This is a genomic window from Shewanella marisflavi, from assembly GCF_002215585.1.
Lineage (GTDB): Bacteria > Pseudomonadota > Gammaproteobacteria > Enterobacterales > Shewanellaceae > Shewanella > Shewanella marisflavi.
Genome location: NZ_CP022272.1, coordinates 3,145,467 through 3,170,845 on the forward strand (window position 1 = coordinate 3,145,467; position 25,379 = coordinate 3,170,845).

Sequence of the window (25,379 nt, forward strand, 5' to 3'; positions counted from 1 at the left end):
TAATTACGTTATGACTAAGCTTACTCAGCAAGCAGCCTGGGCTCAGCTCGAGGCTCAGACTAAACAGCTGCCCCATATGCGCGCGCTATTTAATGCCGATCCAAAACGCTTCGACAAGATGTCCTTGTCAGCTTGCGGCTTACTGCTGGATTATTCTAAAAACAGGGCCGACGAACAGACCTTGAACCTGCTGTTTGATCTTGCCAAGACTGCAGGCCTTAGCGAAAAAATTCGCGCCATGTTCAATGGCGAGATCATTAACAACACCGAAAAGCGCGCCGTGCTGCACACAGCGCTTAGAGCTAACGCCGACGAAGTTATTCTGGTCGACGGCGTCAATATCGTGCCAGAAGTCAAACAGACTCAGGCCAAGATGACCAAATTTGTCCAAGCCGTGACCTCAGGTAAATGGAAAGGTTACACGGGTAAGGCGATCACTGATATCGTCAGCATTGGCATTGGCGGCTCTTTCTTGGGCCCCAAAATCGTTACCCAGGCCCTAAGACCTTACTGGAACCCTGCCTTAAAATGCCACTTTGTGGCCAACGTCGATGCGACCTCTCTGTGTGAGAAGCTGCGTCTGGTCGATCCTGAAACCACCTTATTCGTGATGTCGTCTAAGTCTTTCGGCACTCAAGAAACGCTGACCAACACACTGAGCGCCAAAGCTTGGTTCCTGGAAAACGGTGGCTCTCAGGCCGATATCGCCAAGCATTTCGTCGCTGTGACCTCCAATGTCGCCAAAGCCACCGAATTTGGCATGGATGCGGACAATATCTTCCCTATGTGGGACTGGGTAGGCGGACGCTACTCACTCTGGTCGGCTATTGGTCTTCCTATCGCCCTGCTGATTGGTATGGATAATTTCTACGAGTTGCTTGCTGGGGCTAAGGCCATGGACAAGCACTTTGTTGAGACTCCTCTGGAAAGCAATATGCCGGTGATCATGGGGCTATTTTCATTGCTGTATGGCAACTTTTACCAGGCACAGTCTCACGTGGTATTGACCTATGATCATTACCTCAGAGGCCTACCAGCTTACTTCCAACAGCTGGATATGGAGAGTAATGGTAAATCTGTCACCCTTAACGGTGATAAGGTTGATCACTCCACAGGTCCAGTTATATGGGGCGGCGAAGGCACTAATGGCCAACATGCCTACCATCAGTTATTGCATCAAGGCACTGCGCTTATCCCAGCGGATTTCATTTTACCCTTGCAAAGCCACAACCCTCTTGGGGAGCATCACGTCCAGCTAGCGTCCAACTGTATTGGACAGACTCAGGCACTGATGCAAGGCAGAACCTTCGACGAGGCACTTGCCGAACTTGAAGGCAGCTCGCTAAGCCAGGATGAAAAAGCGCTAATCGCCAAACATAAGGTGATGGAAGGCAATAAACCAAGCAACACCCTATTGATGAATAAATTAACGCCTGAGACACTCGGTGCCTTAATTGCCCTATACGAGCACAGAACTTTTGTTCAAGGTGCGCTATGGGATATCAACTCTTTCGATCAGTGGGGCGTCGAGCTTGGCAAGACCCTGGGCAATGATGTGTTAGCAAGACTTCAGAGTCAGCAAGAGGCAACAGCTTTAGATGCCTCGAGCAATGCCCTCATCAACCTCTATAGACGAAGCACCATCTAACTCGTCTCGATAAAAAAGCCAGTTTTCACTGGCTTTTTTATTCTCTGCAGCAAATATCACCACACCTCTTCCTATTTTGTACGTCAACCACAAATAGAGAGACCGTGATGACGCCATAAACAATTCACCCAAAGTTAACATTGTTGAAACATTTCTCTTGCACCATAAATTGGAAGTGTGATATTTAATTGTTGAGAAAAAATACAACAACAGGAGGTTGCCATGAATCGTTTAGATTATGGTAGTGCGCTAGATGATACCGTCATTGAAAGACCAAACAGTCGTTCGCGAAGCTCCAATAAGAAGCGAAAATGGCGTGAAATAGAGGCTATCAAAGAAAAACAACGTTTGATTAAAGAGCTTCAGGATATCGATAGTAGTTTCGAATATGACTTAGATAACCTTCTGATGTAAAGAGATGAAAAAATAGCGCCACTGGCGCTATTTTTATGTCTGTTTTTCATCTAATCTTCTGCTCTAGCAAGATACTCTTTTAGTTCCTCGAAGAGTAAGTTGTCGTCGTCACTAAACAGGGGATCACTAATTAATTTCTCCTGGCACATATCGGCCACCTCTTCCCATTGCGCCGGCGTCATCCCAGCTTCCCAAATGGGAAACAATTTAGCTTCTTCATACATCATGTGTTTTCGTTGCGCTTCCACATAATCTTTTAAGGCCTGGCTCAAAATCTCATTCTGAACAGGTACATCACTTAATACTAAATTCAGGCTGGACATCAAGCTTGAAGAATTATCAATCAATTGATGATGTTCTTCACCTAACTGTTTCTCCAACTCTTCACCGGGGTGAGTCTTGATATAAAACTCATTGATTAAATCTTCGAGCGGATGATGACTATGTTCGGCATAGCTCTGCATGTACTCGACGATATCTCGGATCAGGTTAAAGTTGACGGCTTCGCCATTTTGCAGCCTTTGCTGCTTATTTTTAAGAACATTTAACAGTATCGCGATATGTTTATGGTCATTATGAAGTCTCGCTAACATCGTCACCTCCAACCTTCTTGGCGCCTTTAGTTACTATAGTAAATTGTTGAACTTTTACTCACACTAATATGTAAGCCGTCATGATGACGTGACTCAGATCAAGTAAAGTGAACATAAAATAGTCACTTAGGAACACTTGCTCCTAAAACATCCATCACCTTCGCCAGAGAAGACTGCAGGCGTGTAAAGGCGACACTGGCCGATTTCACCTCTTTTAAATTACGCTCAATCAGGCCCGTAAAGTAATCTTCCTGCTCTATGGTCATATCCAACACATGAAAGCTACCCCGGATCTCGGTATTCATGTTGATAAGCGCCGAACTAAATCGCTCATCATGCTCCAAGGTCGCCGCATTGATATCCGCAATCAGGGATTCGATATCGACAAATACCTTTTTCAAGGTCTGCTGCCGATTGATATCTAAGACTCTTGCCTCAAGGCCTTCGACCACGACCGCGATGATGTCACGTAACCGGCCGTACATGACTTCATCTTTAATCGGCATGTTTTTAATCAAAAAAGAGACATGTTTGTCGTTACATATAGTGCGACAACCAAAATCAAACAAGCGGCCATGCTTATCCAGCAGCTCAAGAATATTTGATTCAATTGGACTAATAGCGGCATGTTTAGGCGCAAAATACTCGACACATTCGCCGCGGATCTCCAAGCAGGTATTGAGATTTAGCTGCGCCATCAGATCAAAAAAGGCATCAGCCAATGACTGGTGGTCGTTACACAGAAAACATTGGCGGAAAAACTGCAGCACGCTGCCATACTGAGATGACTCAGTCATAGACTGAAACGCCATATTGCGGGAGACAGATTCCGCCTTGATTAACTCTCGCTGTTTAAGTTGATAATTCGCAACGCTATGAACCTTGGCTAGTAACTCTTTAAGCTCAAACGGCTTAGCGATAAAATCAACCGCATTAACTTCATAGGCCTTTAAGCGCTCTTCCAGCGTATTCATCCCAGAAACAAACAACACTGCCACATCCTGGTTAGAAGCCAGCAATTCGCTGCAAAGGGTAATACCATCGGTGTCGGGCAGATTAATGTCCATCAAGAGCATATCGGGTGTTTGCGCTTGCAGCGCGGCGCGAAACTCCCCAGCACCATAAAAAGGCCGCACCTTGAAATCATCCTGCAACATTTCGACGATTAACTCACAGTAATCCCTGTCATCATCGACTACCCAGATCTCCATGTTGGTCATCTTAAATCTCCTTGAACGAACTCAATTCCAACCCCTTCAAGTCCCCTCACGAAAGCGCGAAGATCAAAGGGTTTTTGTAACACCTGAAAAGGTAAATCTTCTCGGCTGCTGATCCCCACCTCCCCCACATAGCCAGAAATCAACAACACAGGGATGGTCTTGTGCTTGTTTAAGTCTGTGACCAGCTCATAACCGTTGATCCCGCCGGGCATCAGCAGATCCGAGATGATTAAATCGATATTGTCTATCCCCTCTTTGTATTGCTCTTTTACTAACAAGGGATCGGTATAGGCCAACACCTCCATCCCCATCATCTGACAATAGTCACAAAGCACCTCGAGCAGATCTGGCTCATCATCAACAATCAATACCCTGACAGGCTGCGTCACTTGAGGATAGTCCAGCGAGCTGCGCTCTCGCTCAACCGAGCGAGCCACAGGCTTAATAGCGGGAAACCAGAGACGGATCTCTGTGCCCTCGGGGCCAGTTCGTATAATGCTCATGTAACCGTTAGAGCGTTTAACAAACCCATACACCATAGAAAGGCCAAGCCCCGTGCCCTTACTCTTATCCTTGGTGGTAAAAAAGGGTTCAAAAATCTTATCCAGCACGTGATGGGCGATACCGCTGCCCTGGTCGATCACCGACACCCACACATAGTCCCGACTTTCTGTACTGACGGTATTTCCCACTCCAGGCAGATAGCCCGACAAATACTGCTCGCCGGTCTCTATAGTGATTAGTCCCTCGCCATTCATGGCATCCTTGGCATTAAGGACCAGATTGATCAACGCATCTTCAAGATCGCCACGATCGACGCAGATATCACGCATTTGATCCGCCATCTTGACGCACAGTTCAACCTGAGTGGTTAACGACTTACCCAGCAGCTCCTCAAGCCCCTCAATCACCTCATTCACCTGCAGAGGCTGGGCGCTAAACTGTTCCTGTCTGGAAAATTGCAGCAAACGCCGAGTAAGATCCGTACCGCGCTGGCAAGCCTTCAGCGCCGTGGCCAAATAACGGCCAATGGAATCATCCTTGCCCTTTAATTCCATTAGTTCTAAATTGCCTTTCAGCACACCTAAGATATTATTGAAATCATGGGCGACACCACCTACCAACTGCCCCATGGCCTGCATCTTTTGGGACCGTGCCATGGTATTTTGTAATAGCTTTTGCTGGGTAATATCGCGGCCAACCAAGGTAAACAGACTGCCATCTTCAAATGGTTCGTTAAGGGCGATCAGATGGGTATGTAAAATCACCTTTTCCCCTGTCGCTGTCGCACACTCCAGCTCACCCGCAAACTCCCGCCTCAACTCAATCGCCTCAAGCAGCTCTTGCGCCTTTTCATCATCACCGAAGAAAAGCTCGATAGACTTACCAATCAGCTGACTTCGGGGATACTGACTGATCGCCGTGGCCGCCGCATTGGCATACATAACAACGGGCGCCATGCCTTTCTGGCGCGACGCCACCACTATCATATCTTCACTATTGCTGACGATAGATTGATACATCTGGGTATCGATTGACTTAATGATCTGCGCATTGCGGCTCTGTAACCAATCCTGACTCTGTTGCTGCAACATGCCGCTGATACTGTCGGCAATAAAAGGCTGATAAGAGGTGAGAAAAGAGAGCCAGCCCTTCGCTGGCCGGTAGAAGAAGATATTGACGTCAAGCCCTTCGACAGGCCATACGGTAAAGCTCTGCCATTGATGCGCGCCCATATGTTCATCAAGAAAAGGCCAATCCTTTACCTGTCGCCAGAGGGTGATATAACGGATAGAGTCGCGACACCAACAGGTCACATTGGCGGGCATCTCGTCACTATCCAGCAAGCGCCGAGACAAGATCATCACAGACTCAGCGCCGCTACTTTCGGCTAAGATACGGCACAAAGGCAGTAGCACATCGTCGCCACGAATAAACTGCCCTTGTAACTTTCCCAGCTCAGCAATCAGCGCCGGGCCAAAGTCCATAAATTCAGATTGAGAGAGAGCCTTAAACACGATAGAGTCCATTCCGATAATGACTATTGATGGTTTAGGGGAAAATTCCCATTTATTGAGCATAGTCCAGCCCCGGAAAATCGCTTAAAAATCTTAAACAATTTATGAACTTGTTCGATATCCATGAGGGAAACATGTCAGAAAGCCATTGGGTTGGTGCCCATGTTAGCGCCGCCGGCGGTATCGCCAATGCACCACTAAACGCACAGAAGATCGGGGCCAACGCCTTTGCTCTGTTTACTAAAAACCAAAGACGTTGGCAGGCGGCTCCTCTAAGCCAGGAACAGATCCGTGACTTTAAAACCAACTGCCAACAGGCCAATATCAAACCCGAAGCCATACTGCCCCATGACAGTTACCTGATTAACTTAGGCCACCCTGATGAGGCCCAACTGCAGCGCTCAAGAGAAGCCTTTTTAGATGAGATGCAGCGCTGTGAGCAGATGGGGCTTAAGCTGCTTAACTTTCATCCTGGCAGTCATCTCAACAAGATAGGAATAGATGATTGTCTCGCTCGGATCAGTGAGTCGATAAACCTGGCACTGGACAAAACCCAAGACGTAAGTGCCATCATTGAAAATACCGCAGGTCAAGGGTCAAACCTGGGCCATAGCTTTGAGCAATTGGCGCAGATCATCGATAAGGTCGAAGATAAATCCCGTGTGGGTGTTTGTATCGACACCTGCCACATGTTTGCCGCAGGCTATGATCTAACCACCCAAGCCGCCTGCGAAGAGAGCTTCAAGCAGTTCGACGCCATAGTGGGTAACCGCTATCTTAAGGCGATGCATCTGAACGACAGCAAGACGCCGCTTAACAGTCGAGTCGACAGGCACCACTCACTCGGCGCCGGTTATATAGGCATGCAAGCCTTTAGCTTCATCATGCAGCACCCGGCCACTCGCCATATTCCACTCATATTGGAAACCATAGAGCCGGAGATCTGGCCCCAGGAGATCAACTGGCTACGAAGTCAGGCCAAGTCATTGTAAGCATTTGTACACTATGGCAATCACCCTGGCGCGATTGCCATGATCAAATTGGTCTTCCTGTAGCCAAACAATATGGCTGCCTTGCAGCGACTCGCCCTGCGTTTTAGCGCTCTCTTTCGCCGCCCTGAGCGGCGCATTGCCAGCTCCCATGCCCGTCACCATCGCGAAACTATCACAATGAGTCACCTCAAAGTCATAGGCTTCATTTATACGCGATTGCAACACAGGTTCGTTCGATGCACAGGCCGATAGGCCCACCAGGGCAAGTAACATCAATCTCAAAGGCAACACCTCATGACTCAACTTTATGAAAAAGGGCTGAAAGATAAGTTATTTACATCACTTTGATTGTGACGGCTATCACGCCTGATATAGGCCGATTGTTACATTTAGTATCTCAGGCTGAATGACCAAAAGATGAAATGAATAACCATTTAGGCAAACGACAGGCGACCTTAGTGTTACCTATCTTATTAGCACTTTCGAATTGACTACCCACCTCGGTTAAAGCAGGCCCAGAACTGAAAAAGAAAAACCAAGGCGCTAGGCCTTGGTTTGATACACTGCTAAGTTTTCAATAAGGGAAAAGACTCGGCTACTCAACGACCTATCTCACCCCTTTATCAATAGTACCGACTAGGCTAACACCTCAAACAGATGTGCCTTAAGCTTAGCGAAGTCTGAGGGCAGCTCTGCCGACAAGATCGGCTTATCCTTCACCGCCTGCAACTCTGGTGGCAGAGGAAGTGTGATTGCCAGCGCCTCTTCGACAACCTCTTTAAATTTTGCCGGATGAGCCGTACCGAGGAAGATCCCTTGCTCGTCTGATGACAGGGTTAAAGAGAGGGCTTTAGCCGCAATGGCAGCATGGGGCTCAGATAGATAACCACCTTGATGAAGTTCAGCCAATGCCTCGACCGTATCTTGCTCAGACAGTCCAACTCCCACAAGCTCACTCAACGGCCAGTTCATCACCTGCATAATGGCCTCGACTCTAGGCCAGTTGCTTGGCTCAGCCACATCCATGGCGTTTGATAGGGTCGCCACTGTCGCCTTAGGCGACCATTCCCCCTCGGCCAAATAACGTGGCACAGTATCATTACTATTGGTGGCTGCAACGAAACGCTTCACCGGCAGCCCCATCGCCTTGGCAAATAGGCCCGCCGTGAGGTTACCGAAGTTACCGCTGGGCACAGCGATTACAGGATCGCCTTGATTACTCTGCTTAAATTGAGCGACCGCCTCAAAGTAGTAACATATCTGCGCCAATAAACGACTGATATTAATTGAATTGGCTGAGTTAAGGTGCAAGCCATCACGCACATCGCTATCTTCAAAGGCAGCCTTAACCATCTCCTGGCAGGCATCAAAATCGGCCTGTACCGCCACGGTATGAATATTGTCACCCAGAGTGGTAAACATCTTCTCCTGCAACAGGCTGATCTTGCCCTTTGGATAGAGCACCACTACCTGCACCTTATCCAATCCATAAAAGGCATCGGCCACTGCGGCGCCCGTGTCACCGGAGGTGGCGGTCAATATGGTGAGCTTATCGTCCTGTGCCAAGCTATTGAGACACTGGGCCATAAAGCGCGCGCCAAAGTCCTTAAAGGCCAATGTTGGGCCATGAAACAACTCCAGACAATAGCGCTTGTCATCGGCCTTGGTCAGTGGCAACGCAAAGTTAAAGGCGCGTTCCACCAGCTTATTCACCATCTCCTGACCCAGCTCCTCGGCCAGCCAGGCACCAAGGATCGCCTTAGAGCGCTCGACAAAATCCATCGCCAGCAGCGCGTCGATATCTTCCAATCTTGGGATACTCGCAGGGAAAAACAGGCCGCGGTCCTTCCCTAGCCCTAATTTAACTGCCTGGGTGAAACTGACCTTCTGCGAAGGGTGTTTTAAGTTATAGAGTTCCATCTTGATCCGCCTATTGATCTAAAATTGATTCGTCTACGCGGCGCGTGCCGAGCATATCGATTTGACATATATGGGAAAAACCCGCGCCAGAAGTTACATAATGCGCGTCTAGCCAGGCCTTGGCCTGCTGAGCCGTTTGCAGGTTATCGGTAACCGAAAAGAGCGTGGGTCCGCTTCCTGAAATACCTGTCGTTGCCATACCCAGTTCGGCCAGTGCAGCGCGCGCCTCCTCATAGCCGGGAATTTCCGAGGCGCGGTAAGGCTCCGCCAATACATCCTTTAATACCTCGATGGCCAACTTGGCATCTTGGCGGTAGCTGGCATGTACAAATGCACTAAGGTAACGACCAAAATCAATCGCCACAGATTTATCATATTGCGCCGGCAACAGTGCCCGCATCTTGGCAGTAGAGAGGGAGATCCCAGGGTAAGCCACCACCCAATACCAGTCTGTAAATACGGGGAGTCCCTGACACACGACACTTGGGGTATCCAGCATCAACTGCATGCCACCAAGGTAACAAGGCGCCACATTATCATAGTGAACCGAGCCGCTGATCTTGCCCTCAAACTCCCCCATCAGCCTTAGCAGAGCATCACTGTCATAGGGACGGTCAAAGTGCTCGTTTAGGGCGTACAGGGCGGCAACCACTGAACTGGCACTCGACCCAAGACCACTGCCCACCGGCAGGTTTTTCTCTAACGTCATGGCGACGCCCGAATCGTTGCCGAGCTGCTCAAGAAAAAAGATCGCACATTGGAAAACAATATTCTCTTCGCTGGCCGCAGGCAGTTTATCGGCCCAGTGACCCGCTAAGGTCAAAGACACTCCATGGGGCGCAGATGTAATGGCTACTCGGTCTCCAAGCAAGCTACCATCAACAGGCGCCAAGGCGGCGCCAAGCAGGTCGAATCCGACCCCGACGTTGCCCATAGAGGCCGGTGCGTAAACCGTTAAACTCATACACCCATCTCCCGCGTCCAGTTAAGGGTTCTCAATAGATCGGCAAACACACCTGCCGCCGTGACTTCGGTACCCGCGCCATAACCACGCAGCACAAATGGGATCGGCTGGTAATAGCGGCTGTAGAAGGCCAGCGCATTCTCCCCACCTTTAACGCTGTAAAGCGGATCATTGGCATCGACCTCGGCGATCTTCACCCGGCAGCCAACCTCATCAATTTGACCGACATAACGCAGCACCTTGCCCTCAGCCTTAGCGCTAGCAACGCGCTGGGCCAGCTCGTCATCTAAGCTACTCAGATTCGCCATAAAGGTTTCGACATCACCAGAGGCATCAAAGTGACTTGGCAACACTGACTCAACCTCGATATCACTCAGCTCTATCTGCATACCAACTTCACGGGCAAGGATCAGCACCTTTCGCGCCACGTCCATGCCGCTTAGATCGTCTCGAGGATCTGGCTCGGTAAAGCACTTTTCGCGTGCGATACGTGTCGCCTCAGACAGGCTCATTCCCTCATCGAGCATACCGAAGATATATGATAGCGAACCAGAGAGTATGCCATTGAATTTCTGCAGCTGATCACCGGCAAACAGCAATTTCTTCAGGTTGTCGATAACTGGCAAACCGGCACCGACAGTCGTCTCATAGAGGAACTGGCGACGCTGATGCAGCGCCGTCTGTCTGAGTGCCCGGTAGTAGTCAAAATCACGGGTATTGGCCTTCTTATTAGGTGTGACCACATGCAGTCCGGCATTCATTACTGCAACATATTGGTCCGACACGGCTTCGCTAGAGGTGCAATCCACCAGCACAGGATTAAGTAGCTGTTGATCTTTGGCCCAAGCGAGCATCTTATCCAGATCGCACGCTTCTTGACTGTCACTTAGCAAGCCTTGCCAATGATTAAGGTCTATCCCCTTGGCATCGAGCAGCATGTTACGCGAGTTGGCGACGCCACAGACGCGCACCGTAATATGCTGCGCCTTAAGCATTTCAGATTGCTGCTTAACCTGCTCAAGCAGACCAGCACCGACATTGCCGCAACCTACCAGGAAGACGTCCAGATAATGCTGCACATCGAAGAAACTCTGATGACAAGCGGCGATGGCATGCTTGGTCTTACGCAGCTCAATTACCGCCGAAATAGAACGCTCAGAAGATCCCTGGGCAATGGCCACTATGTTGACATTGGCCTGCGCCAACGCCTGGAAAAACTTACCCGCAACGCCTTTGTGGGTGCGCATACCGTCGCCTATCAAAGAAACGATAGCCAGATGATGACGCATGGCGATCTCTTCGAGGATTTCACTCTTAAGCTCCAGCTCAAACTCCTGCTCTAGTGCCAAACGCACCCGCTCGGCATCTTGTGTCGCCACACAGAAGCTGATGCTGTATTCGGATGAACTCTGAGTGATCAAAGATACTGACACCCCGGAGCGAGAGATGGCGCCCAATGTGCGGCTCGCCATACCCACCATCCCCTTCATGCCAGGACCTGCAATATCAAACATGGTTTGATCGTCAAGGTTTGAGATCGCCTTGACGTTCAGGCCGGTTTCATCGGCTTGGTTAGAAACTAAAGTGCCAGGGGCCTGAGGATTGAAACTGTTACGTATATAGCAAGGGATATGATATTGAGCGATAGGGGCGATGGTTTTTGGATGTAACACCTTGGCCCCAAAATAGGATAACTCCATCGCCTCTTGATAACTGAGCTGAGTTAGCAGCTTAGCATCGGCAACCACGCGTGGGTCAGTGTTATACACGCCATCGACGTCAGTCCAGATCTCACAGCAACTGGCATCGATACACGCAGATAAGACGGCAGCGGAATAGTCTGAACCATTACGACCTAAGGTCACGATACGACCATTTTTATCGCCAGCGGTAAAACCAGGCATGACCCAGACTTGGTGAGCATCGAGAGAAAGCTGGGCAAAGCGCTGTTTGCTCAAGCCGATATCGACCACCGATTCCAGCGCAGGGCCGTTAGCTACAAATAACTGCTGTGGTACCAACTGGTTGGCCGATACACCTTGAGCAAGCATCAGCTGTTCCATCAGGGCGGCAGAGAGACGCTCGCCACCCACCACGATTTCGGCGCGAACAAAATCGGGACACTCACCCAGTAATACCACACCTTGAAGCTTATCTTGCCAGTGTTTAAGCTGACCGGCCAAAACCTCTTCGAGTCCAGCGGTTTGTTCGGCACTTAAGGATTCAAGCCCAGCCTGACCATATAAGGTCTTAAACACCCCATGTACCTGACCCAAGACCGAAGAGAAATCATCCCCTGCCACCGCCAGATCCACCATTTCCAACAAACCGTTAGTCACTGTTGCTGGAGCACTTAACACCACTGCCGTAGGTTGTTCACTGGCCGAGGCCAATACGATCTGCGCCGCACTGTTAAACCTCTGCCAATTGGCCAGCGAGGTACCGCCAAACTTCATTACCTTCATATTCTCTCCTTAGTACCGCGCCCCAGAAACAAAAAAACCCGCTCCTTGATGGGGAGCGGGCTTAGTCATTTCAAATCGTTTCTTTCGAGTATGCTTAGCCGGCCCCCACGCTGGTAATCGTGGTGGTAATAATGGTGGTTACTACTCGGTTTAGGCTAAACATATAAATTCTATTCGGTCACATTCAATGAGTTTGCGTCATGTCGTTACAGAATTGCCTTTTTTGCCCTCAGGTGTCAACCCCTGAAACGAAACTTTATAAAAATACAGTTTCAACAAGCATGGCAGCCAAGAGCGCAAAAACCTATACCCCACGACATCTAAACCATCGACAAAGCGCTACCCACGCTATCTCACAGAAGACACAGCTCAACCCAGCATCAAAAATTTTCATTTAAAAACAATAAAATAAAAACATCGCAAGCCCAAGCGCTCTAAAAATAGGGTTAAGCTGATAAATCAATTAAAAGCCTCAAAAATGACTATAGAAGGGCGTTAAACCCACCCCTCTAAATAATAATATTTTTTCACCTATAGTGAATAAAAATACAAAAATAGATTGAGGTAGCCGAACTCTACCTCCCACGCTGTATCTATCAGATCAAAAATTTATCGATTTACCTCTAAGAAGCAGTGTTAGGTCATCGCCAAGTGAGGAAAACCAAGCTAAAATGCCGCCACATTCTGAATTGGAGGCGATATGATAATCACCCAACACACAGCTGTTAGCATCCATTACAGCTTAACGAATCAACAAGGCGAATTGATCGAGAGTTCTTTTGAAGGTGAGCCAATGCTATATCTTCATGGTGCGGAAAACATGATCCCCGGCCTGGAAAAAGCGCTCGAAGGCAAAAGTGTTGGCGACAAACTCGAAGTCACCGTTGAAGCAGAAGAAGCTTACGGTCCTTATCACGATGGTTTACGCCAAGACGTTCCTTTAGCGGCCTTTGGTGATATCGAAGATATCGTTCCTGGCATGCGCTTTATTGCCGAAACAGAAATGGGTCAGCGTCCAGTACAAGTCACCGAAGTGAAAGATGATGTGGTTGTCGTTGACGGCAACCATCCACTGGCGGGCCAAACGCTCAACTTCAGTGTTGAAGTATTATCTGTTCGTGAAGCAAGCGAAGAAGAGATTGCCCACGGTCATATCCATGCTGCAGGCGGCTGCGGTGGGCACGAGCATAGCCACGAAGGTGGTTGTTGTGGCGGCGAAAGCCATAGCCATGGCGGTTGCTGCAGCGAAGATACTGAAAAACCAGCCAAAGAAGGCTGTGACGGTAACGGTGGATGTGGCTGTCGCCACTAACTGCTCAATCTCTTAACCTAAAGCGTTACATTGCCTCCAGAGAGTCAAACTCAGGTAGGAATATGAACAAAGCTGGCCACCTTTTACTAGGTGATGCCAGCTTTTTTACTTTATGCTGCAAAGGAAAGTGATAGAAGCCTGTATACGATAAGGATATCGAGAATGTTAGCTAAGCCAGTTTATGAAAAACTCCCTACCCTGTATCTGACCATCGGTACTGCAACCATACTACTGAGCGATGGCACCACCCCGAAGCTCTTAGCTATATTGGTCTTCATGCTCGGCGCCCACATATTTAATCTACGCTCACAGAATCGTCGTAGCGACAATCCTAAACGCCGCAAGAGTGGTCTTTGGCCAGATGCCCTCTATAATCTGCTGCCCTATGGCTATCTGCTGGCGGCAATATTTGTCTTTCGCCATACTTCTTCTAACACCTTGTTACTGGTTGCCGGAGCGTTAGGCTGTTACTCACTATTTCGCCTCGCTCAACGAAGCCACTATCGCAAACACCAGCTGCCACGGGCTATTAGAGTCATATAGCTAGAGGATCAACGCCTTAATTCTATCGCGTTGGGGCTCAGGCATATGCTTTAAGTAATTCGAGCAGCGAGTAATGGTCGCAATACTGATTTCAAACTCAGCGGCAATCTGTCGCTGACTCATCTCGCCGATAAGCAAAGCCTGAAACACCTTCAAACGTCCAGCAATGGCACTGCGCTCCTCTTCGGTTAATAGCAGCTCAAACAGATCGATCAAGGCTTCATGATCTTGATGATTAACCACCTTCTCTAATACCAGATCCCAACTTGCGCGCACATAGCCCCCTAAACTGTACTTGTTTACCATTACACGAAAGTGTACCAAGAATTGACCTACTCTGGCTATGAAGGATTCGCCAGCATTTAGCGAGCCGTATAGGAGTTAGACACATTCGGCAACATTTTGATGAGCATATTAGAGAAAAATCTATAGTATCTGATAGTTAAATAAGATTAGAATGCTTGCGCAAGATCACATAAACCAACAAAGTAGTGAGAATGAACGCCATGAAAAAACAGCTCAAACTTAGCCTGCTAGCCATAGCAGGTAGTGCCCTACTTGCTTCAGCGGTACAAGCCAATAATTTTAAAGAGACTGACGATGCCATTCACTACCGTCAATCTGCGTTTGGCCTAATCGCTCACAACTTTGGCGACATGGGTGCCATGTTAAAAGGCAAAAAGCCTTTCGATGCCGAAGTCTTTGCCATGCGCGCACAAAATGTTGCCGCCTTGAGCAAACTCCCTGCAGAGGGATTTGTCGCCGGTTCTGACAAGGGAGACACTGGTGCTCTGGCAAAGATTTGGAGCGATAAAGCAGACTTTGATAGCAAGATGAGCGCATTTCAAGATAATGCAGCCAAGCTCGCCGTTGCCGCGCAATCTGATGATCAAAATGCTATAAAACAAGCCTTTATGAACACAGGAAAAAGCTGTAAAGGTTGCCACGACGTCTACAAGAAAGATTAATAAAAGACGAATGAAAAAGGGGAGCCACTTAAGCTCCCCATCTTCTATCTCAAATGAGCCTTATAACATGGCTGCAATAGGCCAAATTAAATAGTTCACCACCAACCCCGCTAGGACCCCTACTAAGGTTAACGCCACCAGGCTAGAGCGAAACTCAAACTGAGTAACATGATCACGACTCACACGCTTATAGCCAGTTATCATCGCACCAACCAATTTATCTCCCTTAATGCTGTGCCAGACCACTGCAAGAATATGCAATAGTGCGAGAAGCAAGAGTAAATTGAAATTTTGCTTATGTAGCCAGGTCAAACTACTGGCCACTTCGCTGCTGACATAAGTGTACAAAGGACCTTCGGTAAAGATCTCATCGGTCGAAAACAGTCCGGTAGTCAGTTGCACAACCAGCACTAGGATCATGGCAACCACCATATAGCCACCGAGAGGATTGTGACCAATACTGTGCTTTTCGGGCTGCTTAACATAGGCCAGCACCTGAGAAGGCGGTTTAACAAAATGGCTAAAGCGCGAGGTCTCACTGCCTATAAGCCCCCAAAGTACACGAAATACAATCAGGACAAGCAGGCTATAGGCAAATACCTGGTGCCACTGCATCTCTCCCACGTCTGCGCTCCACCATAAAGCCGCTAACAAGCAAATCATCAACCAATGAAACAGGCGAGTAGGCAGATCCCACACCTTAATTTTAACTTTGGATTCTATAGCGTGTTTTTCTGAGGACATCCGATTACTCATCACGTTAGAAAATAATGAAATCGATGATATTTGAAGCGTGGTGGGGAGGCAAATAGATTTATGTAAGCAGTGTTATCCAGTCAAATATGCCCACTAAAATTGAGAAATACAAGCCAATCCTAATGTTTATTTTGCAATTTTGTCTAAGGGCTCAAATAACCAACGAACGGATATAATAGGCCTCAAAAAGTTGATCTAGATCACGTTTTAAAGGGGGTAAATTGGTAATCTGAAGTCAAGGAAACAACGAAAGGTTCGACATATGATAAAGATTACAAGTAAAGATTTCGAAGTCACAGCACCTATCCGTGAACGTATCGAGAGCCGTTTAGAGAAATTGAGCAGACACGATGTGCAGCTCATCAATCCACATGTAATCATAGGTCAAGAGAAGCAAGGGTTTAAAATAGAAGCTTCAGTCGGTATACCAAGTAACACCTTATTTGCTCAGGCGAAAGACAAAGATCTCTATGCAGCAATTAATGCAATGGGTCAAAAATTGGAGAAACAGCTAAATCGCCTCAGCCACAAACCAGAAGGAGCACGCTATACCGCTCCGGTGATGGAGCCAACACCTGATAGCGTCGACATCGACGATGAGTATGAAGAAACTTTAGATAAGGACTACGCAGCTTAACAGTTTTATTTAACGATAAGTGGCGAATCATCGCCTCAGGTGAGATACCGAGGAACGAACGCCAACGAATAGGCACAAAAGCCACTTACCCGACTTTGGTGAATCGCCACCAATCTAGAGGTCTATAGTCAGGCAAAGGGTAACGGGGACGCACAATCAGTAAGCCACAGATGCCATAAATAAGGCAGTGGAATTAAGCTAACAAACTAGCTATGTTGTCCGCCCTTGTTATACTTACAATAAGTCCTGTTTTTAGACGTCAAAATAAAAACAACACAGGAGTAAAAGGTCAAATCAATCTAGAACGAAACGTTATACCGTTAGCTTTGATTTTTACTGACGACTCACACAACCTAAGGCTTTTGATAAGCCCGCAATAGGAAACAGGCATAGCGCCAAACTAGTCGTCCCCTGAAGGTCAAAAGGATCGCCTTGCTAAAACCAATTAGCAAACAGCCATCCTGAGCAGATAAAGAGGAGCGCAATCCCATTTTAACATTGAGTTCTTTTTCCGTAACTGAGGCAGCCTGAAAGCCAATAAAGGCAAACCAACGTAATAGACGTTAACAGGCCATTGGATCACCGCTAGTCGATTAGCCCGCTGCCTCTTCCTTATCACTTGCCGCAGCTTATTTATAACTGCAGGCTGACAGAAAAGGAGGATGACCCATTTTAGATTCAGATCTTTTACTCTCTCGGCGCACCTTATTTAGGTGCGCTTTCTATTACAAGCGCCCAACCTCTCAGACCCGAGGCAATATGCCAAGCGATGAAAAGGATAAATTCTCACTTTGTCCTTTTTTTGATTGACAGGTCTGGGAGCAAGATTTAATTTGATGACTATGAAAACGATCACTAACGCTTTTTTTACTTTCTTTTTTATTCCACCCTTCTAGGGAGGCGGAATTTCGGTGTAAAAACGAAAGTAAGAATTCCAAAGCCTCCCTTTATGGGAGGCTTTTTTATTTGATGAATACAGCAAGAAGCGTTCAACGACAGAGGACAGCATGACCAAACCACAGCCCCTTAGCCACACACGGGAACAGATCACCGCGCTCGACAATGAACTGCTGGCACTATTGTCCAAACGAAGGGCACTAAGCTTAGATGTTGCTCGCAGCAAAGAGGTCGATATTCGCCCCATTCGTGATACTCAAAGAGAAAAAGAGTTGCTGGCACGCCTGGTAAAACAAGGACGCGAGCAAGGTTTAGACGCTCACTATGTATTATCTCTCTATCAGAACATCATTGAAGATTCTGTATTAAACCAGCAGGCCTATCTGCAAGGCCGAGCCAATCCAGACTTTCAGAAACAGCAATACAACATCGCTTACTTGGGCGCGCGAGGCTCCTACTCCTACCTTGCCGCCACCCGTTACTGCGAGCGAAGACAGGTTGGCATGCAAGATCTCGGCTGTAAGAGCTTCGATGAAATTGTCCAGGCAGTGGAATCAGGCCACGCCGATTATGGATTTTTACCGATAGAAAATACCTCCTCTGGCTCAATCAATGAAGTCTATGATGTGCTACAACACACCAGCCTGGCTATCGTTGGCGAAACCACCATCGAAGTTGGTCATTGCCTGCTAGCCAAACCTGGCAGCACCCCCAAACAGATAAAAACCATCTATGCCCACCCCCAACCTATCAGCCAATGCAGCCGCTACTTAAGTCAGCACCCTGAATTCAAATTAGAATACTGCTCCAGCAGCGCCGAGGCCATGGAGCGAGTGCTCGAAGCTAATGATGACAGTGTCGCCGCGATCGGCAGTGCCGAAGGTGGAGCCTTGTATCAACTCGAGGCCATTGAACGTGAGCTGGCCAATCAAAAGATCAACCAGAGCCGTTTTATCGTGGTAGCCCGCAAAGCCATCGCCGTGCCCGAACAACTGCCAGCCAAGACCACGCTGATCATGGCTACCGGCCAGAAGCCAGGCGCTCTGGTGGAAGCACTATTGGTGTTAAAAGCCCATAACCTCAACATGAGCAAGCTTGAATCCCGGCCGATCCCGGGTACGCCGTGGGAAGAGATGTTCTATCTGGATCTCGATGCCAATCTGGCCAGCAAAGAGATGCAACAGGCATTGAAAGAGCTCGAGCGTATTACTCGTTTCATTAAAGTCCTCGGGTGTTACCCCTGCGAAACCGTAAATCCAACTCAGCTAAGTAATAGCCAGCTGGCGATAGAGCCCACCACTAGCCGAGAGGCCCAGCAGGCCAAAGAAAGCTCGGATACTGGACATAAACGCCATGAGCTCTCGCAACATCCACTGGCAACCCAAGTCGTCACAGGTCAGCTGCGCATTGGAGATGGTCAATTTGGCGCCATTGCCCAGCTCGCCCTAGGCATAGATCTTAGTCAGTTCAGTCAAGTGGCCAAACAGATTAAAGAAGCGGGGTTTCAAGCGGTCAGCGTTAGCGAGTTCAACGCCAGCCCAGATGCCAAACAGCTACTGAGTGAAATGAGAAGAGCCCTCAATCAATTCGATCTCGCCTGTATTGTTGCCATCGAATACGAGACCGAGCTAACACTAGCCTGTGACTATGCCGACCTCTTGATGATCAGCGGTAAGCAGATGCACAACAAGCACCTTTTAGAGCGCGTTGGCGCCCTGCATATTCCGGTGATCTTAGAGCGCAATACCATGGCAAGCCTGGATGAATGGCTCGATGCGGCCGAAACCATATTGGCGGCGGGTAATCAGCAGCTGGTCCTTAGTGAAGCCGGCATTCGCACCTTTAACGAGCAGCGACCGACGTTAGATTTCTCAGGATTGATCAGCCTTAAACACAGCACGCATCTGCCTGTCCTAATCAACACTCGCTACGCCTGCGTAGATGATGAACTGGCGAGTCAGGCGAGCGCAGCAAGAACTCTAAAGGCCGATGGTCTTATACTTGGGATTAGTGACGCTATACTGGCGCAGCAACTGCAAACCCATAGCGAGATCCTAAGCCGTCTTTATCGGGGTGACTAATCATCTATCGCCCACAAAAAAGAGGACCTTAGGTCCTCTTTTTTAATTAAACTGCGCTAAATCGCATGACCATCAAGCAGGCTCATCCAACCCTTAATGGTGCGATGACAAAACCACAAGAGTGCCAATAAGGAAAGGCTGATCGTCAACCAGCCCTGGGGCACCAGATAAGCCAGTAGCAACATCGACAGTAGCGACACGATAGACCAACGCTGCCATCGAATGTGAGAATAGAGCAAACTGCTCATCTTATCGCTCTTCTGCCCAAGGCTGATCAATAGCGCAAACAGCGGTGGTAGCAGCAACAAAGGGAATGCCGACATCAAAGCATAGAGCAGATGCCCAAGGCTATGGTCGTCCAAGACGACAGGCTGTGACGTAGTCGATACCATAAGGGCAGCTCCAAGCAATCAATAGGGGTTAAACTAATGGTAGAAAGACGCAATACCGTGCCTTCATTATTAACCATACTGTGTCATTGCCCATAGCGCAAATTTGCGAGCTGATTTGATTAAAGCGACAGAGTTACATCCGATTTCAACCGCGTCGAACAAGCCAATACGAAACCTTGCTCTATCTCCATGGGTGTTAGCGTCATTTCACTGCTGGATTCTGTCTCACCGCTTAATACCTGACACTTGCAGGCGCCACAGACGCCGGAGCGACAGGCGGCAATAATAGGCAATCCTTTAGCTTCAATCCCCTCTAGTATCGTCTGCCCCTCATTTAGGCCAGCGGTTACATCACCTATTTGTAGAGTAAAATCCGTCCCGTCTTGAGCGCTTATCTCAGCCGAGGCCGCTGGCGCACCAAAGCTCTCTTCATGGTAGCGACTCATGTCGAAACCCGCATCATGCAGCATAGTCTTCACGGCTTGCATGTAAGGCGCAGGCCCACACACAAATACAGTACGCTCAAGATAGTCGGGTACTGCCTCTGACAAGGCCGCTAAAGTTAACCTACCCTCAACGCTCGCGAACGCTTCAAGCCGCTCTCCAGACTCTATAGCATAGAAGAGGTCCATGGCCTGATGACGCTCGGCCATCGTCGCTAGCTCGTCATGGAAAATAAGATCTTTGACTGATTTAGCACTGTGCACAAAGGCGATGTCGCTACCAATCTGAGTATCGGTTAACCAGCGCGACATGGAATACATGGGCGTGATACCGCTGCCTGCACTCAAAAATAAATAGCGGCTGGCAGATATATCGATAAGGTTAAAAGCGCCATCTGGGCCGGTCACATTAACGCTGTGACCCACCTTCAAATTATCGATAAGATAATTAGAGACGCGCCCACCGGAGATACGCTTAATGGTCACTACCAGCGAATAGGGACGCGAAGGCGACGAGGAGATGGTATAACTGCGCGCAACACGCTCACCATCTATGTCCAGCATAAAGGTAATAAACTGGCCAGGCTTAAAATGAAACTTTACCCGCTGAGCCCCCTGAAAGCGAAAGCTGGTGACATCATGGGTTTCCTGCCAGCGCTCTACACAGGCGAGTCTCACCTCGCCGCGCTGCCAGTTGGGAGATAGATAATCTTGTTGATTCATGGGTGACTTACCAAACAAAAGAAACGCCCACGACATTAGCGTGGGCGTTTAGAGGCATTTCTTACGCAACGTTCAAAATGGCATTGAGGTCTTGTTCAACCGTTGTGGTGCTGCGCAAACCGAACTTATCTTCTAACACCTTTAGCAGATTCGGTGTTAAGAAAGCCGGTGCACTTGGGCCAGTGCGAATGCTCTTCACACCCAAAGACAACAAGGTCAACAAGATGACAATAGCCTTCTGTTCAAACCAAGAGAGTACCAGGCTCAGTGGCAGCTCATTGATCTCACACTCAAATACCTCTGACAAAGCGATCGCCAGCTGAATGGCAGAGTAAGCATCGTTACACTGACCGATATCCAGCAGACGCGGAATACCATTGATATCGCCAAAGGAAAGCTTATTGAACTTATACTTACCGCAACCTAAGGTCATGATGATAGAGTCCTGAGGCGCCGCCTTGGCAATATCGGTAAAGTAGCTACGTTCAGCCTTGTCACCGTCACAACCGCCAACCAGGAAGAAGTGCTTAATCGAACCGTTTTTAACATTTTCGACAACGGCAGGCGCGGCGGCCATTAACGCATTGCGGGCAAAACCTATGGTGATGTGATGGGGGATCTCATCATAGGCAAAGCCCTCAAGGGATAAGGCCTTATCGATCACCGCAGAGAAGTCATCCCCCACGATATGGGTCACGCCCGGCCAACCCACTATGCTGCGGGTAAAGATACGGTCGGCGTAGTCGCCCACATTAGGATCGATAATACAGTTAGAGGTCATCACCACCGCACCAGGGAAGTTGGCGAACTCTTTCTGTTGGTTTTGCCACGCACTGCCGTAGTTGCCGACCAGGTGTGGATACTTTTTCAATTCTGGATAGGCCAACGCTGGCAGCATTTCACCATGGGTGAAGACGTTAATGTCCTTACCTTGGGTTTGTTGCAAGATAAGCTCTAGATCTTTCATGTCATGACCCGACACTAAAATCGCCTTGCCCTTCACCGCAACCGTATTGACTTGAGTCGGCTCAGGGTGTCCAAAGGCCTGGGTCTCGCCTTCATCAAGCATCGCCATAACCCGATAGTTAAGCTGACCAATCTCCATGGCAGTAGCAAACAACTTGTCGGCATCGACAGAATCAGAACCTAAGAAGGCCATGATCTGGTGAAACTTAGCTGCCACATCACTATCTGTCTGCTCCAGTACGCGGGCATGCTCCATATAAGCGGCCGCGCCTTTAAGACCATAGAGACAGAGTAAACGCAGCCCCATAATATCTTCATCGACCTGATCTTTACCGCGATTAGGCAGTGCCTGAGCCGCTTGCGCCAACATCTCTTCCTTAACACTGGCAAGTACTAAACTTGCTGCTGGGATAAGCGTCTCAACGGTCTTACCTTGTGCCTTACACGCTGCCTCATAGGCCGTTTGCAATTGGGTGCGATAGGCATATGCCTGCTGGGTATAGGCTATGATACGCGCATCATCAAAGTTAACATTGGTCAGGGTCGCGAAGAATGCCTTGGGAACGAAGGTGTCGATAGCCTCGTCAATAATGCCAAATTCACGGGCTTTCTCAGCATAGGCTGACACGCCTTGCAGAATATAAATGAGTAGATCTTGCAGATCTGAGGTCGCGGCCAGCTTGCCACACATACCTTGAGAATAACTACAACCATTACCGGCAGGGGTTCGAATCGTTTGCTCACACTGAATACAAAACACAATACTGCTCCTTTATTTAATCATGCCTTTTTTTTGCATGTTTTAAGGCAGTCTACTGTGGTAGCTTCAACGACAAAAGTGAATCTTGATAGCAATGTGAGAAACTATGAAGCGGATCAAATTAGTATTTTCGAATCTAAACCGTCAAATTAAAGAGTAAAGAAATTTTAAAACAGTTACTTGCTTCGATATCTCCCCATAAAAAAATGGCGCCATTAGTGAAAGTCACTTGGGCGCCCATAGGGAGGTTTGATCGCTAATAAGGGTTAGCCAGTCTTCATATCGTTGACTGATTGCAGCATGGCTCGACTCTCACGCTGGAATTGCGGCGCAAAATCCCCAAACCAGGCGGCCACTTCTTCAAACTCGCGGATAAAGCCCTGCCTGTCACCGCGTTTCAAGAGTTCGAGTGCGTGAGCATAATTGTCCAGGTAATCCCCAATGGCCGTTAGGCTCTCCTGCTGAGCGAAAATAATGTCGGCATAAAGCTCAGGACTCTGGGCAAAAAGGCGCCCCACCATGGCCAGTTCGAGCCGGTAAATCGGCGAGCTAAACTGCAACAGATTGTCGATATCGGCCGCCTCTCGGTATAGATTCAAACCATAAACGAAAGAGGAGAAATGACGCATCGCCTGCACTAACTGCATCGCCTTATCATGCTGCTGGGCATCGGCCTCAACCAGCCGCGCGCCCCATATACCTATCTGCTCCAGCAACCACTCATATTGCTCGCGACCACGGCCGTGACACACTACTACCACTTGCTTTGCCAAGCTGCCCACATCTGGACCAAACATAGGGTGCAGCCCCACAACAGGGCCAGGATGGCTGGCGAGCATCGCCTCAAGCGGCTTCTCTTTGACCGATGTCAGATCGGCCAAGATACAATGACTTGGTAAATGGGTTAACTTGTCACGGATCAGCTCACAGGTGATACTGATGGGCACTGTGACTATCACTAACCCAGCCCCATCGAATATGGCCTCGGCCTGCTGCCAGTCATCTTTATCAAGTGACTTCACCTGATAGCCAGACAAACTCAGCATCTGCGCAAACAGACCGCCTAACTTGCCCTCACCACCGACGATCACCACATGGCCAAGATCTGTCTTCACCTGTTTGAAACCGACATCTTTCTCGTTGAGATAAGACTCACGCATCAAACGGCGCAAAATATCTTCGATTAGCTGGGGCGAGACATTCATCTTAGCCGCCTCTTCCCGACGCTTGGCCAACATGGAAGCCTCTCGCTGCGGCGCATAGATAGGCACACCGGCGGCATGCTTGACGCCGCCCACTTGGGCGACCAGATCCAGACGCTTACGCAGCAGATGCAACAGCTGCTGATCGACGCTGTCGATATGTTCTCTCAATTTTTCCAGTTCTTGGGTGGTTTTCTCACTCATTTGCGCGTGTTCCATCAAGCATTGACCGCCTTGAGCATATCAAATCTGTTGGGTAAAACCGATGCCAATTGCGCCGCGCCCTGACGTAAAAGCTGTTCGGTAGTCTGCCAGTCAATGCAGGCGTCGGTGACCGACACCCCATAGGCCAGCTCACTCATAGGCTTATCACAACTCTGATTACCACCATTTAAATGGCTCTCTAACATGACACCGATAATCGACTTGTTACCATTGGCGATCTGATCGAACACATCTTGGCAGACCATGGGCTGCTTGGTGTGATCTTTACTCGAGTTGCCGTGGCTGCAGTCCACTATCAATCTGGCATTGAGATTAGCCGCATGTAACTGCTGCTCACTCTCGGCCACACTTTTGGCATCATAGTTAGGCGTCTTACCACCACGTAAGATCACATGCCCATCAGGATTACCCGCGGTTTGCAGCAGCGCAACCTGCCCTGCCTGGTTAATCCCCATAAATCTATGACTGCTGGCCGCCGATTGCAGCGCGTTGATCGCCACACCTAACTTACCGTCGGTGCCATTTTTAAAGCCCACAGGCATGGAGAGGCCTGAGGCCATCTCTCTGTGAGTCTGTGACTCTGTGGTTCTCGCCCCAATGGCCGACCAGGTCACTAGCTCAGAGATGTACTGTGGGCTAATAGGATCAAGTGCCTCGGTGGCCAATGGCAGCCCAAGCTCTGCTAACCAAATCATCAGCTCACGAGCCTGGCGTAAGCCTTTCTCGACATCGAAAGATTCATCCATATCCGGGTCATTGATCATCCCCTTCCAGCCCACGGTAGTACGTGGTTTCTCGAAGTAGACACGCATCAGGATGTAAAACTCATCTTTAAGTTCATCGTGTAAGGTCTTTAGTCGCAGCGCATACTCTTTGGCCGAAGCGATATCGTGAATAGAGCAAGGTCCACTCACCACCAATACACGGTTATCACGCTTGTGCACTATGTCCGATACCGTTTTGCGTGCATTAAGCACGTAATTATAGGCAGCATTCGACAGGGGCAGTTGTTGCTTTAACTCTTCCGGGGTCACCAGCACTTTTTCTGAACTGATGTGAACATTATTAATCGTATCTTGCTGCATACCTGTCACCAACCTAACGTCTCTTCTCATACCAACTTGTAATATTGTAATGCTACACCATTACACCAATGGAGTAACTATGCCTGTTGACCAAATTTAAATCAAGCAGAAATTAGCTTTTCAAACATAATTCACGATCAAAACCAATATGAGGT

22 protein-coding genes and 1 other annotated feature are annotated in these 25,379 nt (G+C 48.6%); of the genes, 8 read left to right on the forward strand and 14 right to left on the reverse strand.

Annotated features, from left to right (window positions below; genetic code table 11):
- The first annotated feature begins 10 nt into the window (after positions 1–10).
- Both pgi and CFF01_RS13965 read left to right on the forward strand, forming a co-directional pair.
- Positions 11–1,648, forward strand: a complete 1,638-nt coding sequence (gene pgi / locus CFF01_RS13960; RefSeq protein ID WP_088905195.1) for a glucose-6-phosphate isomerase — start codon at positions 11–13, stop codon at positions 1,646–1,648.
- 222 nt (positions 1,649–1,870) lie between these two features.
- Positions 1,871–2,062, forward strand: coding sequence for a DUF3545 family protein (locus CFF01_RS13965; RefSeq protein ID WP_011864891.1), 192 nt, complete (start codon positions 1,871–1,873; stop codon positions 2,060–2,062).
- Between the two features lie 50 nt (positions 2,063–2,112).
- Here CFF01_RS13965 and CFF01_RS13970 read toward each other — a convergent pair whose 3' ends face one another.
- From CFF01_RS13970 to CFF01_RS13980, 3 genes are all read right to left on the reverse strand, one after another.
- Positions 2,113–2,655, reverse strand: a complete 543-nt coding sequence (locus CFF01_RS13970; protein ID WP_033539811.1) for a hemerythrin domain-containing protein — start codon at positions 2,653–2,655, stop codon at positions 2,113–2,115.
- A 122-nt stretch (positions 2,656–2,777) separates the two neighbouring features.
- Positions 2,778–3,875 (reverse strand): response regulator transcription factor, encoded by a 1,098-nt coding sequence (locus tag CFF01_RS13975; protein WP_033539810.1) that lies wholly within the window; start codon positions 3,873–3,875, stop codon positions 2,778–2,780.
- Positions 3,872–5,893 (reverse strand): ATP-binding protein, encoded by a 2,022-nt coding sequence (locus CFF01_RS13980; RefSeq protein WP_232479444.1) that lies wholly within the window; start codon positions 5,891–5,893, stop codon positions 3,872–3,874. The genes CFF01_RS13975 and CFF01_RS13980 overlap by 4 nt, the downstream gene beginning before the upstream one ends.
- 134 nt (positions 5,894–6,027) lie before the next feature.
- Here CFF01_RS13980 and nfo point away from each other — a divergent pair, with 134 nt between their 5' ends.
- On the forward strand, positions 6,028–6,885 hold the full coding sequence (gene nfo / locus CFF01_RS13985; protein WP_088905197.1) for a deoxyribonuclease IV: 858 nt from the start codon (positions 6,028–6,030) through the stop codon (positions 6,883–6,885).
- On the opposite strand, the gene CFF01_RS13990 is transcribed toward nfo, so the two are convergent.
- The 4 genes from CFF01_RS13990 to thrA all read right to left on the reverse strand — a co-directional run bounded on the left by CFF01_RS13990 (position 6,877) and on the right by thrA (position 12,234).
- Entirely contained in the window at positions 6,877–7,158 is a 282-nt protein-coding gene (locus CFF01_RS13990; protein ID WP_088905198.1) for a hypothetical protein, read from the reverse strand. The two genes, nfo and CFF01_RS13990, sit on opposite strands and share 9 nt — an antisense overlap.
- Before the next feature lie 363 nt (positions 7,159–7,521).
- A complete protein-coding gene (gene thrC / locus CFF01_RS13995; RefSeq protein ID WP_088905199.1) occupies positions 7,522–8,805 on the reverse strand; it encodes a threonine synthase in 1,284 nt (427 codons plus the stop codon).
- Between the two features lie 10 nt (positions 8,806–8,815).
- Complete coding sequence (gene thrB / locus CFF01_RS14000; protein ID WP_088905200.1) at positions 8,816–9,769, reverse strand: homoserine kinase; 954 nt, start codon at positions 9,767–9,769, stop codon at positions 8,816–8,818.
- Positions 9,766–12,234, reverse strand: coding sequence for a bifunctional aspartate kinase/homoserine dehydrogenase I (gene thrA, locus CFF01_RS14005; RefSeq protein WP_088905201.1), 2,469 nt, complete (start codon positions 12,232–12,234; stop codon positions 9,766–9,768). Before thrA ends, thrB begins: the two co-directional genes overlap by 4 nt.
- A gap of 700 nt (positions 12,235–12,934) precedes the next feature.
- Here thrA and slyD point away from each other — a divergent pair.
- Both slyD and CFF01_RS14015 read left to right on the forward strand, forming a co-directional pair.
- Positions 12,935–13,546: a peptidylprolyl isomerase gene (gene slyD / locus CFF01_RS14010; protein ID WP_033539803.1), complete on the forward strand. Its 612-nt coding sequence runs from the start codon at positions 12,935–12,937 to the stop codon at positions 13,544–13,546.
- A gap of 162 nt (positions 13,547–13,708) precedes the next feature.
- The gene (locus CFF01_RS14015) at positions 13,709–14,089 is read left to right on the forward strand and encodes a hypothetical protein (protein ID WP_088905202.1); all 381 of its coding nucleotides are present in this window, start codon (positions 13,709–13,711) and stop codon (positions 14,087–14,089) included.
- On the opposite strand, the gene trpR is transcribed toward CFF01_RS14015, so the two are convergent.
- Positions 14,090–14,365 (reverse strand): trp operon repressor, encoded by a 276-nt coding sequence (gene trpR / locus CFF01_RS14020; protein WP_088905962.1) that lies wholly within the window; start codon positions 14,363–14,365, stop codon positions 14,090–14,092.
- A 230-nt stretch (positions 14,366–14,595) separates the two neighbouring features.
- On the opposite strand from trpR, the gene CFF01_RS14025 reads away from it, so the two are divergent.
- Positions 14,596–15,057, forward strand: coding sequence for a c-type cytochrome (locus CFF01_RS14025; protein WP_033539861.1), 462 nt, complete (start codon positions 14,596–14,598; stop codon positions 15,055–15,057).
- Between the two features lie 60 nt (positions 15,058–15,117).
- Here the strand turns inward: CFF01_RS14025 and CFF01_RS14030 are convergent, their stop codons facing one another.
- Positions 15,118–15,801: a cytochrome b/b6 domain-containing protein gene (locus tag CFF01_RS14030; protein ID WP_232479445.1), complete on the reverse strand. Its 684-nt coding sequence runs from the start codon at positions 15,799–15,801 to the stop codon at positions 15,118–15,120.
- 274 nt (positions 15,802–16,075) lie between these two features.
- Between CFF01_RS14030 and hpf the strand changes: the two genes are divergently transcribed.
- Together hpf and pheA are read left to right on the forward strand one after the other, a co-directional pair.
- Positions 16,076–16,450, forward strand: coding sequence for a ribosome hibernation-promoting factor, HPF/YfiA family (hpf, locus tag CFF01_RS14035; protein WP_033539800.1), 375 nt, complete (start codon positions 16,076–16,078; stop codon positions 16,448–16,450).
- Positions 16,451–17,297: 847 nt separating this feature from the next.
- Positions 17,298–17,417: a sequence feature (Phe leader region), on the forward strand.
- A gap of 40 nt (positions 17,418–17,457) precedes the next feature.
- Entirely contained in the window at positions 17,458–19,428 is a 1,971-nt protein-coding gene (gene pheA, locus CFF01_RS14040; RefSeq protein ID WP_088905204.1) for a prephenate dehydratase, read from the forward strand.
- A 56-nt stretch (positions 19,429–19,484) separates the two neighbouring features.
- On the opposite strand, the gene CFF01_RS14045 is transcribed toward pheA, so the two are convergent.
- The 5 genes from CFF01_RS14045 to CFF01_RS14065 form a co-directional block, all read right to left on the reverse strand.
- Positions 19,485–19,820 carry a hypothetical protein gene (locus tag CFF01_RS14045; protein WP_088905205.1) on the reverse strand — a complete coding sequence of 112 codons (336 nt, stop codon included), beginning with the start codon at positions 19,818–19,820 and terminating at the stop codon, positions 19,485–19,487.
- A 119-nt stretch (positions 19,821–19,939) separates the two neighbouring features.
- Entirely contained in the window at positions 19,940–20,986 is a 1,047-nt protein-coding gene (locus CFF01_RS14050; RefSeq protein ID WP_088905206.1) for a hybrid-cluster NAD(P)-dependent oxidoreductase, read from the reverse strand.
- A gap of 61 nt (positions 20,987–21,047) precedes the next feature.
- A complete protein-coding gene (gene hcp / locus CFF01_RS14055; protein WP_088905207.1) occupies positions 21,048–22,712 on the reverse strand; it encodes a hydroxylamine reductase in 1,665 nt (554 codons plus the stop codon).
- A gap of 266 nt (positions 22,713–22,978) precedes the next feature.
- Positions 22,979–24,118, reverse strand: coding sequence for a bifunctional chorismate mutase/prephenate dehydrogenase (tyrA, locus tag CFF01_RS14060; RefSeq protein WP_088905963.1), 1,140 nt, complete (start codon positions 24,116–24,118; stop codon positions 22,979–22,981).
- 14 nt (positions 24,119–24,132) lie between these two features.
- A complete protein-coding gene (locus CFF01_RS14065; RefSeq protein ID WP_033539795.1) occupies positions 24,133–25,224 on the reverse strand; it encodes a 3-deoxy-7-phosphoheptulonate synthase in 1,092 nt (363 codons plus the stop codon).
- Positions 25,225–25,379 lie beyond the last annotated feature (155 nt).

Coding starts and splice junctions, on each gene's coding strand:
- CFF01_RS14030 (WP_232479445.1), bottom strand. CDS start 15,801: ATGTCCTCAGAAAAACACGCTATAGAATCCAAAGTTAAAATTAAGGTG.
- CFF01_RS13990 (WP_088905198.1), bottom strand. CDS start 7,158: ATGTTACTTGCCCTGGTGGGCCTATCGGCCTGTGCATCGAACGAACCT.
- CFF01_RS13975 (WP_033539810.1), bottom strand. CDS start 3,875: ATGACCAACATGGAGATCTGGGTAGTCGATGATGACAGGGATTACTGT.
- thrA (WP_088905201.1), bottom strand. CDS start 12,234: ATGAAGGTAATGAAGTTTGGCGGTACCTCGCTGGCCAATTGGCAGAGG.
- CFF01_RS13970 (WP_033539811.1), bottom strand. CDS start 2,655: ATGTTAGCGAGACTTCATAATGACCATAAACATATCGCGATACTGTTA.
- hpf (WP_033539800.1), top strand. CDS start 16,076: ATGATAAAGATTACAAGTAAAGATTTCGAAGTCACAGCACCTATCCGT.
- tyrA (WP_088905963.1), bottom strand. CDS start 24,118: ATGAGTGAGAAAACCACCCAAGAACTGGAAAAATTGAGAGAACATATC.
- nfo (WP_088905197.1), top strand. CDS start 6,028: ATGTCAGAAAGCCATTGGGTTGGTGCCCATGTTAGCGCCGCCGGCGGT.
- thrB (WP_088905200.1), bottom strand. CDS start 9,769: ATGAGTTTAACGGTTTACGCACCGGCCTCTATGGGCAACGTCGGGGTC.
- CFF01_RS14025 (WP_033539861.1), top strand. CDS start 14,596: ATGAAAAAACAGCTCAAACTTAGCCTGCTAGCCATAGCAGGTAGTGCC.
- CFF01_RS14065 (WP_033539795.1), bottom strand. CDS start 25,224: ATGCAGCAAGATACGATTAATAATGTTCACATCAGTTCAGAAAAAGTG.
- CFF01_RS14050 (WP_088905206.1), bottom strand. CDS start 20,986: ATGAATCAACAAGATTATCTATCTCCCAACTGGCAGCGCGGCGAGGTG.
- pgi (WP_088905195.1), top strand. CDS start 11: ATGACTAAGCTTACTCAGCAAGCAGCCTGGGCTCAGCTCGAGGCTCAG.
- pheA (WP_088905204.1), top strand. CDS start 17,458: ATGACCAAACCACAGCCCCTTAGCCACACACGGGAACAGATCACCGCG.
- CFF01_RS13965 (WP_011864891.1), top strand. CDS start 1,871: ATGAATCGTTTAGATTATGGTAGTGCGCTAGATGATACCGTCATTGAA.
- CFF01_RS14015 (WP_088905202.1), top strand. CDS start 13,709: ATGTTAGCTAAGCCAGTTTATGAAAAACTCCCTACCCTGTATCTGACC.
- CFF01_RS14045 (WP_088905205.1), bottom strand. CDS start 19,820: ATGGTATCGACTACGTCACAGCCTGTCGTCTTGGACGACCATAGCCTT.
- slyD (WP_033539803.1), top strand. CDS start 12,935: ATGATAATCACCCAACACACAGCTGTTAGCATCCATTACAGCTTAACG.
- thrC (WP_088905199.1), bottom strand. CDS start 8,805: ATGGAACTCTATAACTTAAAACACCCTTCGCAGAAGGTCAGTTTCACC.